General features: G+C 46.9%; 12 protein-coding genes and 2 pseudogenes. 1 reads left to right on the top strand and 13 read right to left on the bottom strand.

Annotation, left to right across the window (positions count from 1 at the left end; genetic code table 11):
• Positions 1-60 precede the first annotated feature (60 nt).
• The 3 genes from FM037_RS20080 to FM037_RS20090 form a co-directional block, all read right to left on the bottom strand.
• The gene (locus FM037_RS20080; RefSeq protein ID WP_229380949.1) at positions 61-795 is read right to left on the bottom strand and encodes an SGNH/GDSL hydrolase family protein; all 735 of its coding nucleotides are present in this window, start codon (positions 793-795) and stop codon (positions 61-63) included.
• Positions 796-1179: 384 nt separating this feature from the next.
• Entirely contained in the window at positions 1180-3054 is a 1875-nt protein-coding gene (locus FM037_RS20085; protein WP_144047460.1) for a DUF885 domain-containing protein, read from the bottom strand.
• A 138-nt stretch (positions 3055-3192) separates the two neighbouring features.
• The gene (locus FM037_RS20090; protein WP_144047461.1) at positions 3193-5142 is read right to left on the bottom strand and encodes a monovalent cation:proton antiporter family protein; all 1950 of its coding nucleotides are present in this window, start codon (positions 5140-5142) and stop codon (positions 3193-3195) included.
• 184 nt (positions 5143-5326) lie between these two features.
• On the opposite strand from FM037_RS20090, the gene dgcS reads away from it, so the two are divergent.
• Positions 5327-6208, top strand: a complete 882-nt coding sequence (gene dgcS / locus FM037_RS20095; RefSeq protein ID WP_185977086.1) for a diguanylate cyclase DgcS — start codon at positions 5327-5329, stop codon at positions 6206-6208.
• A gap of 78 nt (positions 6209-6286) precedes the next feature.
• Here the strand turns inward: dgcS and tilS are convergent.
• The 10 genes and pseudogenes from tilS to rseP form a co-directional block, all read right to left on the bottom strand.
• Positions 6287-7695 (bottom strand): annotated as a pseudogene (gene tilS / locus FM037_RS20100) (tRNA lysidine(34) synthetase TilS).
• Position 7696: 1 nt separating this feature from the next.
• Entirely contained in the window at positions 7697-11170 is a 3474-nt protein-coding gene (gene dnaE / locus FM037_RS20105) for a DNA polymerase III subunit alpha (protein ID WP_144047463.1), read from the bottom strand.
• Between the two features lie 122 nt (positions 11171-11292).
• Positions 11293-11949, bottom strand: a complete 657-nt coding sequence (gene rnhB, locus FM037_RS20110; RefSeq protein WP_144047464.1) for a ribonuclease HII — start codon at positions 11947-11949, stop codon at positions 11293-11295.
• A gap of 43 nt (positions 11950-11992) precedes the next feature.
• On the bottom strand, positions 11993-13138 hold the full coding sequence (gene lpxB / locus FM037_RS20115) for a lipid-A-disaccharide synthase (RefSeq protein WP_144047465.1): 1146 nt from the start codon (positions 13136-13138) through the stop codon (positions 11993-11995).
• A gap of 72 nt (positions 13139-13210) precedes the next feature.
• Complete coding sequence (gene lpxA / locus FM037_RS20120) at positions 13211-13978, bottom strand: acyl-ACP--UDP-N-acetylglucosamine O-acyltransferase (protein WP_144047466.1); 768 nt, start codon at positions 13976-13978, stop codon at positions 13211-13213.
• Complete coding sequence (gene fabZ, locus FM037_RS20125) at positions 13975-14433, bottom strand: 3-hydroxyacyl-ACP dehydratase FabZ (protein WP_144047467.1); 459 nt, start codon at positions 14431-14433, stop codon at positions 13975-13977. Before fabZ ends, lpxA begins: the two co-directional genes overlap by 4 nt.
• Positions 14434-14461: 28 nt before the next feature.
• Positions 14462-15486: pseudogene (lpxD, locus tag FM037_RS20130) on the bottom strand (UDP-3-O-(3-hydroxymyristoyl)glucosamine N-acyltransferase).
• A gap of 19 nt (positions 15487-15505) precedes the next feature.
• Positions 15506-16000, bottom strand: coding sequence for an OmpH family outer membrane protein (locus tag FM037_RS20135; RefSeq protein WP_144049059.1), 495 nt, complete (start codon positions 15998-16000; stop codon positions 15506-15508).
• A gap of 81 nt (positions 16001-16081) precedes the next feature.
• The gene (bamA, locus tag FM037_RS20140) at positions 16082-18565 is read right to left on the bottom strand and encodes an outer membrane protein assembly factor BamA (protein ID WP_144047468.1); all 2484 of its coding nucleotides are present in this window, start codon (positions 18563-18565) and stop codon (positions 16082-16084) included.
• Positions 18566-18596: 31 nt separating this feature from the next.
• On the bottom strand, positions 18597-19964 hold the full coding sequence (gene rseP, locus FM037_RS20145) for a sigma E protease regulator RseP (protein WP_144047469.1): 1368 nt from the start codon (positions 19962-19964) through the stop codon (positions 18597-18599).
• Positions 19965-19979 lie beyond the last annotated feature (15 nt).

Here is a 19979-nt window from a genome sequence, read left to right on the forward strand (position 1 = left end):
GGCTGAGGGCTTTTTATCAAACTGAAGGTTCCTATAAACTCTTGATGACGCTAAAGACTCTTAACGATGCAGAAGGCTCTCAATTCTCTTTTCGATGGCTTTAGCTGCCGTGCCTCCCCAGAGTCGATACACTTTTGCGCTGGGATGAAAGCCATCACTGGCCATATCCGATGCTATCGGCATAAGGGGGATAATGACCAGCTCACACTCACTTTCAAGCTCGATAAGCGACACTAGTTTACGGTTAAACTCCGACGCTCTCAGTCCCAGAAACCATCTTAATGGCTGGGGTAAGGCAGGGAAACAGTGCATAGGCGGGACGGCTGTCATCAAGATATGTTTGGCGGAAAATTTTGATTTAAGCAGTTTAATTAACCGTACCTGCTGAGCTATCCAATGACTCTCCCCTATCGGACTCAAGAGATCGTTGACTCCAAGCGAGACCAATACCACATCGATATCAGGTGCGCTCCTTTTGTCTAACCAATTGTCATCAAGCACCTTGGCTGGCAAGCTGCCCACTGATAAGGAGTCGGTTTGAAAAGGGCGCCCTTGTAACGTCTCGATAAGATCTGCCGTCGTATTACCTGATTTCGCCACCAGAGACCAATCCACGCAATACTTCTGTGCCAGTTCCCGGGTCAAACAGCCACTGAGGGCATCATCTTGAGTCTCTACACCAACACCTGCCGCAGCAGAATCTCCAACGACCAGTAGACTCAGAGGTCTACCCTCACCTAAGCGGCCACTGCGCCCTCCTGTGGCTTCAGCCAATATGGGTATATTCTTACGCACTAGCCTTCCCTGTATAAGTAACAAGGGTCCAAGTATCAAAAACACGAAATAATAGAACATGGCTTCTCCTTGCCTGGCAGGATGTAAACCTCAGGATATAAACCTTAGGGGGTCTGTTTATCTTTCGGGCTGAAAATTAAACAGACCCTATTAGCCTAGTCTAAATTTTTGCGATAAGTGAATCTCCTATACCCAAACGACCTCGAAATACAGGATTCAGCATGTCGAGAAGTGACAGAGTTTAAGGCATGAAATAGTAGTACTAGTTATACTAATTCAATATTTCATAACGTAGAAAAATGTTGCTTATCGCCTTGCCCTACGGGAGTTCCCGTAGAATACCTGCATTGCGTTAGTGATATTGAAAAGGGAGTAACCATTCTCTTAATCACTGCCTTGTCCAGCTATCCTACGGGAGCTCTGAAACGAGAATTTTGAAGTGGCTTGGGTATATATATACCGATCGACGAGTCTCTCTAGTATGTCTAAAGGGACAGCACCATTTTTCAACACCACATCGTGAAAGTCTCGTAAATTAAACTTATCACCCAAAGCCAGCTTAGCTTTTTCACGCAGAGATAAGATCTTCATCATGCCGACCTTGTAAGAAGTTGCCTGACCTGGCATAACAATATAACGCTCAATCTCAGACACCACATCGCTATCAGCCATACCGGTATTGAGCTTCATATACTCTATGGCCTCTTCTCTGGTCCAACGTTTATGGTGTATACCTGTATCCACCACCAGACGCACCCCGCGAAATAGCTCGGCTTGCAGCCTGCCAATATTATCGAAAGGATCGTCCTGAAAACCCAGCTCCCAAGCCACCTGCTCAGAGTAGAGTGCCCAACCTTCCGAGTAAGCGGTAAAGGGAGCCATCTTGCGAATAAACGGCATATTCTCCAACTCCATCGCTACCGCGACTTGAAAATGATGCCCGGGTATTGCTTCATGATAGGCAAGAGTTCGCATACTGTATTTTGGCGTTGCCTTAATATCATAGAGGTTGGCGAAGAAACGGCCGGGACGACTACCATCGAGCGCCGGCTGTTGATAATAAGCACCAGGAGCCGTTTTCTCTTTAAACTTTGGGATACGTACGACTTCCATGCCCGCTTGTGGGCGAATTCTAAATGCATCATCCAGCCCCATATTTATCTCATCGAGGATTTTTTGATAATCCAATAAGATCTGCTCGCGACCTTCATCGCTGTCTTCATAATAAAACTTAGGATCTGCTGCCATAGTTTCAATCGCAGCAAAGAAGCCATCATCGACCCCATAACCTTCAGATTCTAAGATAGCTAATATCTCAGACTGAAGTCGAGCAACCTCTGAGAGGCCCATTGTGTGAATCTCATCCGGGGTATAATCTGTGGTGGTAAAGAATTTGAGTGATAGCCGGTAAGCAGACTCGCCATCGGGGAGGTGCCAGATCCCGTCATCGGTTCCCGCCTTAGCCTCAAGCTCAGAAAAATAATCGATAAATAGTGCATAAGCTGGGTGAACATAGTCTCGAATACGTTCCTGCGCCGCCAATAAGATACGTGCCTGCTCTTGAATAGGGATATCCCCCACTTCGGCTAACTTGCTCTGCAATGACGTGTAGAGAATATTTTCTTTGATAGGTGTGTCGACAAACCCGTTCATCTCAGTCAGTACACGTTCGATAACGAAACGTGGGGGGATGATCCCCTTCTGTTCTCTGATCCTTAATCCCTGTAGGTTTTGCTCAAATTTCACTTTCACCTTTTGCAGGCGAGACAGGTAATGCTCGGCATCCTCAATTGAATTAACCTGATGCTGAGACTCCATAAAGCTAGGATAGCCATTTTGAATACCGAAAAGCTGATTCACCGGATAGTTATGATAACGGAAGGCTTTCGCATCATCAGAAAAACTCAGCAAATATAGGGCTATCTCCTTAGTCAGCAGCTCATTCTCATCGAGAGAGGCATCATCATATGTCAGCAAGATCCGCTGAATGCCCTCGAGTTGAGCAAAGAGCTCATCGGCCTTCTCTGGTCTATCATCATCCAGCTCTGCGTTATGACCATTGATACCTACGGACTCGAGGAAGCCTAAGGATGTTAAGGTTTCCGGACTCTCGAATGCTATTTTTATCAAGGTGCGATCTAAGAAGGCTCGAAACATGACAGGTTTCTTAGCGAACCATTCATGGGCCGCAAAAGCACTGGCTGATACCAAGATAATGAGCAGGACTAGCCCAGAATATTTGAGGAGTTTTTTGAACATGACATTCCCTGTTGTCTGATTATTGCCGACAACAGGGTATCATTAGAGCTAAAAAATTAACAAGTTAGTAACTGTAACACTAAATTATGCCCTATGAGTCCCTGACACTCAGGCACTCAAGTTGTCTTATTTTTAGATTTATCCCTGTAGTAGATAAATTTCGGCTTTTTCGATGCGTCTTGGCTTACCCAGAATAATCAGGATATCGCCGGAGTGTATGCTCCAATCGAGTGCCGGGCTTTCGACTTCAGCCCCACTGCGCCTCACCGCCCTTAGCTCGACTCTAAGTTTCTCCCAGGGGATATCGGCTAAAGTCATGCCAACTGCGCTGGCGCCTTTAGGTAGAGCCACGGCGTGAAGATGCTCTAGGGTAAAATCAGTCTCGGCGCCGGAGAAGAAGCCATGAAGATACTTGTAATGGTTACGACGCTCATACTCTAACCTCTTTAATATACGCGTAAGCGGGACTCCGCACTGATACAAGACTTGGGAGACCAACATTAAGCTGCCTTCTAAGGTTTCAGGGATCACCTGACTCGCCCCGGCTTTTTCGAGCTCTTCCATGCCAGTGTCGTCTCGGGTACGCACTAAAATTTTAGCCTCGGGTGCCAGTTGACGACAAAGAGGTAATACTTCTTCCAAAATACGACTGCTACTGAAGGTCAATACGATTAACTTAGCCTCCCTGATCTTGGCCTGTTTGAGTATGCTCCTTTTACACACATCGCCAAAATACACAGGTTCACCAGCCTTTCGTGCTTCAGATACTCGGGTAGGATCTAAGTCGAGCACTAAGAAGGGCACAGCCTCTGTCTTCATAAAGCGGGCGATAGTCTGACCAACCCGGCCATAACCTAATATCAACACCAGATCATTTTGATGTTCGATTTGGGGTTCTATTGTTAAGGTTTTCTCTCCCTTAGACTTCACCCCTTGCAGCCTGCGAGCGATATCCGGACTATGCCGCACCAGCCAGGGAGCAATGGCCATGGATAATACCGCCACCATCACCAGCTTAGTACTGAGCTCGATATCGAGCAGTTCATAATTCACCGCCAGTGCCAGCACCACAAAACTAAATTCACCCACCTGAGCCAGGCTCAAAGCCGTTGATACCGAGATCCTAAAGGACTCTTTAGCCAGTCTGAGTAAAGCAAATACCACTAAGGCTTTACCTACTATCACGGCGATCAGGATGATTAAAATCTGCCACCAGAACTGTAATACTAAGGAGAAATCTATCAACATGCCGATAGAGATGAAAAACAACCCCATCAAGAGGTCTCTGAAGGGTCTAATATCCGCCTCTAACTGCCGCTTATATTGGCTTTCTCCTAACAACATACCCGCCATAAAGGCGCCTAACGCCATCGATAAGCCTAGCCATTGGGTTAATGCACCTGTCAACAAGGCCACAACCAGCGTCGATAGCATAAACAGCTCATTGGAGCGTGAACGAGCCACCTCATCGAATAATCTGGGTAAACCCCACTTACCGAACGCCATCAGGGCGATAAAGGCTAATACCCCTTCCGCCAGAGCATAGCCTATACCCTGTATCGATAGGGTCTCACCACCAGAGGCAAGTAGAGGCAACAAGATGAGCAGAGGGACAACCGCGAGATCTTGAAATAACAGCACGCTGACTGAGAGCTCGCCATGGCGGCGTCTGAGCCAACCTTGCTCGTTGAGCAGCTTAAGCACTATGGCCGTCGACGAGAGCGCAATTGCAGAGCCCACGACCAGTGACTCCACTAGGCTCAGGGAACTGAGTAGTGAGATACAGGTCGCCAACAAGGTCGTCACCACAACTTGAGCACTACCGAGTCCAAATACCGTACGTCTCATGGCCCAGAGTCTTGGCAGAGAAAACTCTAAGCCAAGGCTAAACATCAATAAGACAACGCCCAGCTCCGCCACCGACTGCATCTGATGCTGACTGAACCAATTGAAACCTGAAGGACCACTTATCACCCCAGTGACCAGATATGCCAGGATAGCAGGTAAGCCAGCCCGCCTGAGCAAGGCTATTGAGATGATTGCGATGACAAGCATCGACAGAACCTGGATAAGAAAACTATGTTCCATTCTAAATTCGAACTCCGAGTCAAAAAACTGGCATGGGTTTTATATCACTACCACTGAAAGATTAACTGAATGACAAATAAAGACAAATTTAATTAACATTATTTTAGGCACACTTTTTGCTAGTAATCTTATATGAGCGAGGAGAATTAACCTCAGCAATACAGCCATTGATGGAGCAATCATGATGGACTTAGGACTAGCGACAGATTTTTATTCTGATGAACCGAGATATCAACCTGAATTACTTGGCTCCCAGAGTCGGGATCCTGATCTCGTACAGATCATTCAGCAGCTACATGAAAGTTTAGATCCCAGGACAGTTTTTGCCTGCTTCGGCAAAGTAATGGGTCAAAACTTGCCTATCCTTGGTATAAAACTGAGATACAACAAACACCAGTTTACTTGGGGCACACACCAAGGGCTATCCATACAGCAGCAACTAGTGCACCAAGGTAAAACGGCGCGCCTCGAATACAGCTTAGCCGCTCCTTTGCTGCCTTCACAAGCAAAACAATTACAGTTGCTGCAAACCTTAGTAATTTTACCCTTATTTAATGCCACTCAATTTCAAGAGATGTCACAACAAGCCATGTATGACTCACTCACTAGGCTGGGCAATCGTCATTACTATATCGAGAGTCTTAAGAAGGCCATTGCAACATCGACTCGACACGATAATGCATTGTCGATTGTGATCTTAGATCTCGATAACTTTAAAATGCTAAATGATGTACATGGACATCAATTTGGTGACACTGTGCTTTCAGAGTTTGGTCACTTGCTCACTAAAGCCATCAGAAATACAGATCAGGCATTTCGTGTCGGTGGTGATGAATTTATTGTGGTGGTCCGCGGAGACCTGGCCGCTGCCGAAGTTTTATGTAGGCGTGTATTGCATGATATGTCTGGATTGCCACTGTTCGAAAAACATCAAGTGCAAACCAGCTTAGGCATCTCGCAATGGAAGAGCGATGAAACTGCCTGTTCATTGTATGAGAGAGCCGATAAAGCACTATATCGTGCAAAAGCAGCGGGCCGTAGATGTTATAGAGCCGACTTGAGTTAATCCAATACGGATACTAATACCGAATACTTGAGCCGATAATGAAGTTAGACTTAGCTAATGCCGTTGGTACTGGATGTGTTAAACCTGATGTGAATTGAACACTAACCCGCGTTCCTCCTGTTCACACAAGAATCCGGTTTCTATCCAATAACCCACGGCGCACACCAGTTGCTCACCGTAGAAAATACAGGGCACTCTTTCTCTCTCCCATGGCGGAATACCGTACTCCTGCCATAATTTTTTCAGCTCTCTGGCTTTATCTCTATTAACAGGATGACATCGGGTACTTCCCTTCACCGAAAAACGAATGCTAACAAGCTGCGATCTATCGGGTAATCGAACTCTATCTGAGAGGCTAACTTTAATTATCGAGAGCCTGTTACGCTTGGATAGGGAGAGACTAACCTCTGCATCCTTATCCAATAAACTGCTGGAGTCGACCTCGATACACGTCTGGATTGGTGACTCATTTTTTTCATCGATTAGCGACGAAAGAAAAGCAAGCCCTTGGTAACGTCTAATCAACAAGTCTCCCAATCTAAGCTCGACCTTAGCATCACGCCTTGCCGTCAGTAATTGTGACAATGCTTGAACTAATTGAATCTGAGATAGTGGCGCAAAACCTAATTTTTCGATGAAGCCTCTGAAGAGCAATGATTGCCAGTGGACACTCTGCGCCGCGAGAAGCCCTAAGTCGAGAGGACCCCCTTCTTTTCTGGATGAGATAAAAGCCGGTAAGCGTTCACTCACCTCATCATCGATAACCGCTTGTTGCTGGGCACATAAAAATGCGCTACGACTCGCAGTCGTCGCTATGGCCCCCAGCGGGCTTTGAGCCTGGGGATGATCTCTAAGCGTAAAAAGTTTCGGTCATACTGAGCATCACTATTACTCTCATCGGTAATGTGAATCAGACCAAGAGCACTGGCTTTCGCCTCAATTAATTCACGGCTGATAGATAAAAGAGGTCGAATTAATTGCTTATTGCCGTCGAAAACTTGCGTGCTTCCCATCGCCGATAGCCCCTTGGGACCTAAGCCTCGCTTTAATGCCAGCAGCACAGTTTCGAGCTGGTCATCCAGGTGATGTCCTGTCAACAATACATCGCCGGGCTCCATTTGGGATTGAATCGCATCATAGCGTACGTTTCTCGCCTCGGCCTCTATGCTCTTACGCGGACCGGTATCCACTACGACCCGTTTGATACTAATGGGTAATCCATAAACGTTAGCCCTGGACTCACAATGTCTGACCCAAACATCGGCATTATCACTCAAACCATGGTGAACGTGAACCAACAGATATCGGTACTCACAGTGCTCACGGGCAAACTCAGACAAACCTAGCGCTAACAGTTCGGAATCAACGCCGCCACTGTAAGCGAGGACTAACTTAGCCCCATCTTTAACTCCTGTTTGGTCGACAAGCTCACCAATCAAACCGCTTGGATTAAATCCACTGACTGCAGAGTCTTTTATGGGAGACATATTAAAACAAGATCCTCACCTTACCCGCTCCGGTTAAGGTTTCCAGCGCCAGCATGAGTTCGTCTGTCGGGTTCACCCTCCAGTTATCCCCCAACTTAAACTGGGCCTTAGCCTGTGGTTGAGCATAATTGACTATGATAGGTACTGCGCCCTTTTTCCATGGTTCCACCACTTGTTTAAAGCTATCTAGCCAAGTTTCATCGACCGAATCACTGGTGATATCCACCTCTAAAGCACTGGCAAAATGATTACGCGCCTCCCCCATATCTATGATGTTTCTGGCTGTCATACGGTTGCCACCGGAGAAGTCATCGAAACTCACCTCACCTTCGATGATCAAGATGCGATCTTTCTCCAGCAGGTGGTTAAACTTCTCGAACGCCTCGGTGAATAGCATCACCTCCAAACGGGCACTCTTATCATCCAGAGTCACAAGCCCCATCTTAGAACCTCGCTTGGTCATCATCACCCGCGTCGCAATCACAAGACCCGCGGCTTTCATGGTCTTGCCGCGCTCGGTAGGATGCACATCTTTGAGTCGGCCTGATGTATAGTGTTTCAGTTCTTTGAGGTACTGATTGATAGGGTGACCAGTGAGATAAAGACCTAAGGTTTCACGCTCACCTTCAAGCCAGACCTTATCCGGCCAAGGGGTGCACTGCACAAATTGCTGCTTAATATCTTCGGCGTCATTATTGAGTAAACCAAACATATCATGCTGGCCAATCGCTTCGGCCTTGGCATTTTGATCCGCGGCGCGAACAGCCTCGGGTAAGGTTGCCATCATGGCGGCGCGATGAGGCCCTAAGCTATCCAAGGCTCCGGCGCAGATGAGTTTTTCCATGATGCGCTTGTTTAACTTTTTAAGATCTACCCGGGCACAGAAATCGAATAGATCTTTGAACGGACCATCCTTACGCGCTGCCAGTATCGACTCCACAGGTCCATCACCGACCCCTTTGATGGCGCCAATACCATAAACGATGTTGCCTTCATCATCGACATTGAATTTAAGCAAACCCTTATTAACATCTGGTGGTAGCAGAGGCTGGCCCATGCGTTCACACTCATCCACCAGGATGACTATTTTGTCCGTGTTATCCATATCGGCAGACATTACCGCTGCCATAAACTCGGCCGGATAATGGGTCTTTAGCCAGAGTGTCTGATAGGAGACCAGCGCATAGGCGGCCGAGTGAGACTTGTTAAATCCGTAACCGGCAAATTTCTCCACCAGATCGAAAATTTTCATCGACAGTTCGCCGTCGATACCGTTATTGATGGCGCCCTCTTCGAAGGTACCACGCTGCTTGGCCATCTCTTCGGGTTTCTTCTTACCCATGGCTCGACGCAGCATATCCGCGCCACCAAGTGAATAACCCGCGAGCACCTGAGCGATCTGCATCACCTGCTCTTGATACAAAATAATGCCATAGGTGGGTTCGAGTACCCACTTAAGAGACTCATGTTGATACTCGGCATCGGGGAAAGAGACTTCCTCTCGACCGTGCTTACGTTCGATAAAGTTATCTACCATGCCGGACTGAAGTGGACCGGGACGGAACAGGGCCACCAGAGCGATCATATCTTCGAAGCTGTCTGGCTGAAGACGCTTGATCAAGTCTTTCATACCACGGGATTCCAGCTGGAATACCGCCGTAGTCTCATAACGCTGCAACAGTTTGAAACTCTTATGATCATCCAGGGGGATCGACTCGATACGCACAGGATCTTTACCCAATTTTTTCCGTTTGGGATTGATCATCTGCAGTGCCCAGTCGATGATGGTTAAGGTTCTCAGCCCCAGGAAGTCAAACTTGACCAGGCCCGCGGTCTCGACATCATTCTTATCGAACTGGGTAACCGGGTTTTTCCCTTCCGAGTCACAGTAGATGGGGGCGAAATCGGTAATTGTGGTCGGCGATATCACCACGCCGCCCGCATGCTTACCCGCGTTACGCGTCACACCTTCTAATATTCGGCACATGTCGATGAGATCTTTGACCTCCTCATCGCCATCGTAAGACTCCTGCAGCGCAGGTTCGACCTCGAAGGCTTTAGCCAGGGTCATACCAGGTTCGGCAGGCACCATCTTAGAGATACGGTCGACGAAGCCATAGGGATGCCCTAATACCCGACCCACATCTCGAATAACGGCCTTGGCAGCCATGGTACCGAAGGTGATGATCTGCGATACCGCATCACGGCCATAAAGTTCGGCCACGTGATCGATCACTTCATCTCGTCTGTCCATACAGAAATCGATATCGAAATCCGGCATGGAAACACGTTCTGGGTTAAGGAAACGCTCGAACAGGAGTTCATATTCCAGCGGGTCGAGATCGGTGATCTTGAGGGCATAAGCCACTAAGGACCCCGCTCCGGATCCACGACCCGGACCGATTGGAATATTTTGATCTTTTCCCCACTGAATAAATTCCATCACGATAAGAAAGTAGCCAGGGAAACCCATCTGGTTAATCACCTTAAGCTCGATATCCAGACGTTCATCGTATGCAGGACGCTTCTGTGCCCTAACCTCAGGATCGGGAAATAGAAATTCTAAGCGATCCTCCAAGCCATCTTCTGACACTTTTACCAGGAAGTCTTCGATGCTAAGTTCACCCGTAGGGAAGTTCGGCAGAAAATACTCACCTAGGCGCACGGTGACATTACAGCGCTTGGCAATCTCCACCGTATTGGCTATGGCTTCGGGAATATCTTCGAACAGCGCACACATTTCTTCGCTGCTCTTAAAATACTGTTGATCACTGTATTTTTTCGGACGACGAGGATCGCCTAAGGTAAAACCGTCGGAGATAGCGACACGGATCTCATGGGCGTCGAAGAAGTCAGGACTATTAAACACCACCTGATTAGTGGCCACCACAGGCAAGCCTTTCTCTTCTGCCAGCGCCACAGCCAGATGAAGATAGGTCTCTTCGTCTGGACGTCCAGTACGTAGCAGCTCCAGATAATATCGGTCGGGAAAATGAGTCTGATAAAACTCAACCAGTGAATCCACTTGAACCTGGTTGTCCTTTATCAGCGCCCTGCCAATATCTCCATGACGTCCACCCGAGAGCAGTAATAGTCCCTTGCTGTATTTAACCAACCAATCTTGGTCGATAACGGCCCTATCGTTTATATGGCCTCTCAGGTAGGCATCACTGATTAATAAGGTTAAATTCAGATATCCATCATTGTCCATGGCTAACACAGTGACCGAACACAGCTCTTTGTCAAAACCAGGGACTCTAACCCAAAAATCTGCACCTATGATGGGCTTGATACCCGCACCATGACAGGCACCATAAAATTTAACTAAACCACATAAGTTAGTCTGATCGGTTAACGCCACAGCTGGCATGCCTAGCTCCGACACCTTAGCTAAGATAGGTTTCACTTTGGCCAGGCCATCAGACATGGAAAAGTCGCTGTGGACGCGCAGATGCACAAAACTAGGATCAGACATATTTTTGAGTACTTAAATTAGTAAAACAAATTAGTAAAAAAGGGATGATGGAAGCCTGAGAAAGATTAACAGAGTCAGACAAACCAAGCCAGAACGGTAAGTAAAAGGAACAAAATGTGTACCTAGCTTCTGGCTTCCAGATCCTTTGTTAATCTATCTCTTACCGGGCGGAAGCTCTTCCTATGTTCAGCTAGCACACCATGTTGCTCTAAGGCCTGAAAATGAGCCTTGGTTGGATAGCCTTTATGTTTAGCGAAACCATATTGAGGATGCTCCATATCGAGCAGTTCCATCTCTCTGTCACGGATAACCTTGGCGACAATTGAAGCAGCGCTGATGCCTGCAATCAAACCATCACCTTTCACTATGGCATGAGCCTCTAAGACGAGCTCTGTGTTGTCGCCATGATGAAAAGTGGGGGTCCGGTTGCCATCGACTAACACTTTCACGGGTTTAATCTCTAACCCAGCAACGGCCCTCTGCATGGCTAACATGGTGGCATGTAAAATATTGAGTTCATCTATCTCTTCTGGCGTCGCATGACCAACACTAATGGAAAGCGCTTTTTCATGGATCTCGGTGAACAGAGACTCACGTTTCTTCTCGGTCAGCTTCTTAGAGTCATTGAGCCCTAAGATAGGATTCTTAGGATCCAAAATCACCGCTGCGGTGACCACATTACCAACCAGTGGCCCACGACCGACTTCGTCAACGCCTGCGTATAACCCCAAACTCAAGATGTCTATCTGCTGGGGAGTAATACCTTTAAATACTGCCATGCCTAATACCTGCTAACTGAGCGCTAAAACTGAAAATGTATAGCTAGTGGGAGATGAGCTTAACCACGGCCTCTGCGGCGCGAGCACTCGCGTTGCATCTCAACTGACTATGGAGTTCAAGAAACTTCTTCTCGAGTTTGCTAAAATCACCGTCGAGCTGCATAGAGACTGCCGATGCAATTTTCTCTGGAGTACAGTTTTCCTGAATGAGTTCGGTCACCAAATCCTCTCCAGCGAGCAGGTTCGGTAGAGAATACTTGTCAATCAGCATCAATGATTTTGCTATGCGATAAGTGATCGGGCTAACACGATAGGCAACGACCATGGGCCGTTTAACTAGCATGGCTTCCAGAGTCGCGGTCCCTGAAGCCAACAAGATGCAGTCACTTGCGGCCATCACCTCTCTCGAGTGGCCTTCTATGATATGGATTTCAAGATCCGGGGCATATGTTTTCAGTGCCGCTTCAAACTGAGCACGACGCTTAGCATTCACAACTGGAGTCACGAAACGAATATCGGGGTATTTCTGCTTGATTATCTTAGCCGCGCGAACGAAAGGCTCGGCTAACAGCTTAAGTTCACCACCACGAGAACCGGGTAAAACCGCGAGATATTCCGCTTGAAGCGCTAACCCCAGCGCGGTGCGCGCCTCAATTTTATCACTGATAAGCGGAATATCATCCGCCAAGGTGTGGCCCACAAATGTACATGGTACTCGATGTTCATCGTAAAACGCTTTTTCAAAAGGCAGCAATGACAATACCATATCTGTCGCCTTGGCTATTTTGAAAATGCGTTTCGGTCGCCAAGCCCACACCGAAGGACTGACATAATGCACCGTCTTGAGCCCCCGATTTTTTAGCTTGAGCTCGAGGCCAATATTAAAGTCTGGGGCATCGATACCAATGAAACAATCGGGCTTAATAGCACAAATTTCATCGATCAAGGTTTTACGAACTTTCAATAATCGAGGAAGACGAGACAAGACTTCAACTATGCCCATCACGGCAAGCTCTTCATAAGAAAACAGAGATTCAAAACCTAGGGCTTCCATACGAGGTCCGCCAATACCAATAAATCGAGCATTGGGGTAGCATTCTTGCAGCGCCTCGATTAAACCGGCGCCTAAAATATCACCGGAGATCTCTCCGGCAACCATAGCAAATATCATCTGTCTGTTTTCACTCATAGGATACGAGTCTTAAAATAGTAACGAATGGAGAATAGAGAGCCCTTAGTATAGGGCTCTTTAAAGAGAGGCCTAGCGGATGATGCCACGATTGGAATTAGAGACAAAATCAATCATAAACTTAACTTGCTCATCATCTGACTCTTCCGATAATGCAGCGATAGCCTCATCGATTGTCAAACCTTTACGATAGAGTGTCTTATAGGCCCGTCTAACCGCTATCTGACTCTCTTTCGAGAAGCCACGGCGTTTCATGCCTTCACTGTTCAATCCACGAGGAATACCAGGTTGACCCGATGCCATCACGAAAGGTGGCACGTCTTGCAAGATCAATGAATAACCGGCTGTAAACGCATGGGCACCGATATGAACAAACTGATGCACACCTGTGAGTCCACCTAATATAGCCCAATCTCCGACATGGACATGACCGGCTATAGAAGCATTGTTCGACATGATCACATTATCACCCACCACACAATCATGGGCGATATGTACATAAGCCATAAATAAGTTGTTTGACCCTATACGAGTCTCACCCTTATCTTGAGTGGTCCCCCTATGAATGGTCACAGATTCACGCACGATATTATTATCGCCCATGATGAGTCGCGTTGCTTCACCCGAATATTTCTTGTCTTGGCAATCTTCACCTACAGAGGCGAATTGAAAGATTTTATTGCCTTTGCCGATAACCGTTGGGCCTTTGACAACGACATGAGAGCTTAGCCAACAATCGTCGCCAATCTCCACATCGGCACCAATATAGGTCCAAGGACCTATGGTCACATTGTTACCAATTTTGGCATCGGGATGAATATACGCTAATTTATCTATCACTTTTTAATCTCTCTGCGAGCACACATGATTTGTGCCGAGCATACTAGCTCACCATCAACTCGGACTTCACCAGCGAACACCCCAATCCCACGGCGCTCTTTAATCAAGTTAACAACAAAGTGTAGTTGATCACCAGGCTCAACCACACGCTTAAAACGCGCCTTATCTATGCCGGCGAAGTAGTAGAGAGACTCCTCTGCCGCAGCTTCCATAGATTTATAAGCCAACAGACCCGTTGCTTGGGCCATGGCTTCTAGAATTAATACACCTGGCATCACAGGTTGAACCGGGAAGTGTCCCTGAAAGAAAGGTTCATTGATTGTGACGTTCTTTATCGCGTGCAGAGACTCCCCCGGAGTATAATCCAAAACCCGATCGATCAATAAGAAAGGATATCTATGGGGCAGAGAATTCATTATCTCTTTGATATCCATGGTATTTAATTCATTTGACACACATTTTCCTTAGGCTGCCGCTCGGCAGTTAATTTTCTGTTTGATTCGATTTCTCAAGCTTTTTAACTCGTTGAAAAAGTTCATCTAACTGTCTAAATCTTACGGTATTCCTACGCCATAACTTATTTTCCATGGCGACAGTTGTAGATGTATACACCCAGGCTTGCGAATAATACTGGTGACATTAGTGCCACCTGAGATATGAGTACCATCGGCGATGCTTAAATGACCGGCAACGGCACTATTTCCACCTATGATGCAGAACTTACCAATCTGCGTGCTACCCGCAATTGTCGAGTTACCGGCAATTGCAGTGTTTTCACCGATTATATCGTTATGGGCTATCTGTACCTGATTATCCAGTATCACACCATCATGTATTTGGGTATGTTCGATAGCACCGCGATCCACCGTAGTGCTGGCACCTATCTCGACTCGATTGCCGATACGAACGCCGCCCGTTTGGGGGATCTTAATCCATAGACCACGTTCATTGGCGTAACCGAAGCCATCGGAGCCAATAACGGCAGCCGAATGTATGATGCAGTCTTGCCCCAGATGTACATCATGATACAGAGTAACATTCGCCCACAGACGAGTACCTGAACCTAAGATGCAGTCTTGGCCAATAACACAACCTGGGCCTACTTGAACGTTTTCAGAAAGGATAACGTTTTCACCGATCACCGCATTAGCGCCTATTGCAACACCTTCGGCTAACTTAACCGAAGGGTGAATCACCGCAGAGTCATGTATTCCAATAGCGGCTTTGGGTGTAGTGTCCAAGAGCTGAGAAACTCGAGCGAAGCCGACATAGGGATCGTTTAATACCAGAGCATTACCGGTAAAACCTTCGACCTCTTGGGCTGAAATGAGCACTACGCTCGCCTGAGTATTCTCCAGCTGAGCGCGATATTTAGCATTAGCTAAAAAAGAGAGCTGACCTTGAGTCGCATTCTCCAGAGTCGCGACACTGGATATCTCCAATGCCTCATCACCTCGAATCTCTGCGCCTAATATACTAGCTAGCTCTTTTAGGGTATAGCTTTTCATTTATGATTAGCCTTTACCATTAACCTTTACTGAGTGCTTCGACAACTTTACTGCTGATATCTGATGTTGGTTTAACATAGATCACCGCACCGCGCTGAAGCACCATATCAATGCTCTCTTTCTCTGCGATAGCATTGATTGCCTGCTGAACTTTAACCAGTAGCTTATTCTGCTCTTCACCTTGACGACGACGCATATCTTCGTCCAGCGCCTTGCCCTTAAGCTGCAACTCAGATTTCATCGACTCCATCTTACGTACCATGTCAGTCTTCTGAGACTCGCTCATTAATGCGCCATCACGTTGCTGCTTCTCAAGCATGCCACGCAGCTCTTCCTGCATTTTCTGTACGCCAGCAACCCGATCACCAAATTCAGCCTTCAATGTCTTACTCACCTGCTCACGCTGAGGTAACTGCTCGAAAACAGCCTGCATATCTACCACTGCAATCTTCTCTGCCTGCGCCGCAATTGGTGCACTAAGAAGAACCAATACCATCATCGCGCGATTAAACATCTTTTTCACAATAAACTCCTTTTTCAGCAAAACTTGCCGATTATTCTGTATGTAAACTATTTCATTTTTGAAAATGTTAGTTTAGAAAGTTTTACCAATGTTAAACGAGAAGATTTCAGTTTCATCATCCTCGTATTCCTTAACAGGCCACGCCAAGCTGAATACCATAGGTCCCATAGGAGATAACCACTGAACACTCATGCCCGCAGAAGCTCGAATTCTGCTGGGATCAGAATAATCTGCAAGTTTATCAAATTCATGAGCCGGAAGGTATCTATATGAATCATAATCAAACTCGGTATCCCACACGTTACCCGCATCGAAGAAGAAACTGGTACGCACCGAGTTTGAATAAGCCTCATCCAAGAAAGGTGTAGGCACAATCACTTCAAAACTGGCAGTTGCAATCGCATTACCACCGATAGAGCGACCATCACTCACCTGGATCTTGTTTGGATCCCCCGGCAGATAACATCCATCTCCTGAAGCATCAGGAGAGCAAGGCTCTAAGCCACGGCTCAAATAGAATGAACGAGGCCCAACCGAATTAGACTTGAAACCACGCAGTGAACTGCTACCGCCTGAATAGTAGTTCTCCCAGAAAGGTAGGATTTGGTCGTTATCGTTAAATTGTCCATAACCATTACCATAGCCAAAACGTGCTTTCGCTAAGACTACCCAGTTGTGACTGCGAGTGAGTGGGAAATAGAAACTAGTATCAAAATCTGCCTTAAAATACTGCAGATCTGAGCCTGGAATCGTCACCTTAGTACTTAAACGCTGAGATGAACCGTCCGACGGGAAGGTGCCTCGGTTCAATGTACTGCGATACCAACCTAAATTAGCCTCGAAGTTATTGAAAGCCAGATCGGCATTAGGATCATCCGAATCCCGGTAGATGTTATAAAACCTAAGTGCCTGCTCATAGGCCGAAATTTCCGAGATGGTGTTATGACGGTAACCTATACCACCGTTGATACGGTTATATTCGTTGATCGGGAATCCCGAGTTAAGTGCAACACCATAGGAGCTGTTCTTGTATCGCTCAAGGTTAGCTTCGTGGGCGTCGAACTCGTTCCAGTAGATGCTGCCGCCTAAGCTGACCCCATCTTTGGTAAAGTAGGGGTCGGTAAAGGACAAGTTCACATTCTTAGAGTACTTGTTGGTATTGAGGTTAATACCCGCCTGGTTACCCGTGCCTAAGAAGTTGCTCTGTTGCACACCAAACTGCAGACTCATGCCAGACTCGGTACCATAACCCACACCGGCATTGAATGAACCCGAAGGTTGCTCCTTCACGTTGAACGCTATGTCTACCAGATCGTCGGTGCCGGGAACCTGTACCGTTTCGGTATCGACAGTTTCAAAGTAACCCAGACGATTCAGACGCGCCTTCGACTGTTCGACTTGAGCCGAGTTAAGCCAGGCACCTTCCATCTGACGCAGCTCACGGCGCAAGACTTCATCTTTAGTCACTTGGTTACCGGAAAAATTAATGCTCCGCACGTAGACGCGTTTACCCGGATTAATATTGACATTGAGGCTCACCTCTTTTGTCTCATCATTAATTTCAGGGTAAGTCTGAACTTCTGGGTATGCGTAACCGAAACGACCTAGATACTTACCGTACATCTCTTCGGCAAATGTCACGTCGGCACCATTATAAGTGTCACCAACCTTGATAGGCAGAATGGCCTTCATCACCTTCTCGCGCCCCATCAGGTCGCCGGTCAGGTTAACTTCAGTCACAGTGTACTGTTCACCCTCATCGACATTGATGGTGATATACAAGCCTTTGCGATCTGGGGTCATAGCGACCTGAGTCGAAGTCACGTCGAAGCGAATATAGCCGCGGTTATGATAGAAGCTCTTTACAGTCTCGAGATCCGCTTGAAGTTTCTGCTTCTGATAACGACGCTCACCAAACAGATCCCACCAAGCGACATAATCTTTAAGTTCCAGCATGCCAATCAACTCGGCATCGGTGAAAACTTCGTTACCCACTACGTTGATCTGCTTGATTTCGGCGGCTAAACCTTCGGTGAAGTTAAATTGTAATTCGACTCGATTACGAGGCAAATTAACCACTTCTGCTTCCACTTTAGCGCCATATTTGCCAACACCATAATAGAAATCTTGTAGGCTCTTTTCGATACCGGCGAGCATGGTTCTGTCTAATGACTCACCCACCTTGACGCCAGAGCCATCTAGGCTCTCTTGAAGCTGTTCATCCTTAATGTCCTTGTTACCTTCGAAGGTAACCGAACTGATGGTCGGACGTTCTTTGACTGTAACAATCAGAACACCGCCATCTCGACTGACTTCGATATGTTCGAAGTTTGTCGAGGCATATAAGCTTTTAATCGCTTGTTGAAGTTTAAGTTCATCGACAGTATCACCTACCTTGACTGGAATGGTCAGTAAGGCAGCACCTAGAGCTACGCGTTGTAGTCCTTGGACCTGAATATCTGTGACTTCAAATGGCTGGAATGTTTCTGCCCAACCGTTCCCTGATAAAGACGCACCGACTAATACCATCGAGGCAAAAAGTTTATTAAATCTCATAGAGCACTTCTAATTATGTGTGTGTCCTTGCTCAGAGTCGGGAGAAATCGTTGAAAAGCGCGACGCTCATCAACATCAGCAGCATGGCTGCCCCAAATCTGAATCCAATTTCCTGTACCTTTTCTGGCACAGGCCTTCCTGTGATCACTTCTATGAAGTAATACAACAAGTGTCCCCCATCTAGCACGGGCAAAGGCAGTAAATTGATAATACCTAAGTTAACGCTGATTAATGCGAGGAAACCTAAAAAGTAAACCAAACCATAACTAGCACTGCTGCCAGCACCTTGTGCTATGGATATGGGTCCACTTAAATTTTTAACAGACAAATCGCCAGTGATCAGTTTGCCAATCATCTTAAAGCTGACAGAGATAAGTTGCCACGTTTTATCCGCTGCCACGCCAAATGAATCGATGAAGCCATATTCGAGCTGTAACTTCATATTTTCAGGCCAATCTGCCTGAGTCGGCGCAACACCGATAACCCCTTCGATTTGACCTTGGGGCCCCTTGCGTTCACTAGGGATCACTTTTAGCTTAAATTGCTCACCGGCCCGTTTGACTGTAATAAACAAAGTTTGGTTGGCCGATGCTTTTATCTTGCTGACAAAATCGTCCCACCCACCGTAGGGCGTGCCATTAACGGCAATTAAGGTATCTCCGACTTCCAGGCCTGCTGCCGCGGCGGCGCCATCAGGACTCACTAATCCTAAAACAGGTGTTATTTCTGGTCTATAGAAATCGAGTCCTAATGAAGCGATTGGCGACTCTTTATCCGGATCGAACTTCCAAGATTCCGTGTTTAATCTATATTTAGTGCCTAGCGTTCCATCTGCACTATATTCCAGAGGAGTTAAGGTGATATCAATATGTGGCTCACCAATCTCACTCACCAAGGCATAAGTCACTTCTTCCCAGTTGCGAACACGTTTACCTTCGACCGAAGTTATCAGCATAGGTTCATGAATTTGAATTTGCGCCGCAGGGCTATCGATACGCGTAGCATCGATGACAGGCTTGAGTGCCGGTACGCCAATAAGATACATAAAATAGAGTGCAACAATGGCAAACATGAAGTTAGCCATTGGTCCAGCAGCAACAATAGCGATACGCTGCCATACTGTTTTTCGGTTAAACGCTTGATCTTTTAGTTCTTCCGGAACCTCATCCACGCGTTCATCAAGCATTTTGACGTAGCCGCCAAGGGGAATAATGGCTAACACATATTCGGTGCCATCCTTACCGACTCTTCGCCATATCGCCTTACCGAAGCCGATAGAAAAACGCTCTACTTTTACACCACAACGCCTGGCTACCCAAAAGTGGCCATATTCATGTGCGGCAATCAAGATACCTAATGCAATAACGAAGGAACCTAAGTTCCATAGAAAGTCGATCATTCCCATCCTTTGAGG

The sequence above is a fragment of the Shewanella psychropiezotolerans genome, from assembly GCF_007197555.1.
In the GTDB taxonomy this organism is placed as follows: domain Bacteria; phylum Pseudomonadota; class Gammaproteobacteria; order Enterobacterales; family Shewanellaceae; genus Shewanella; species Shewanella psychropiezotolerans.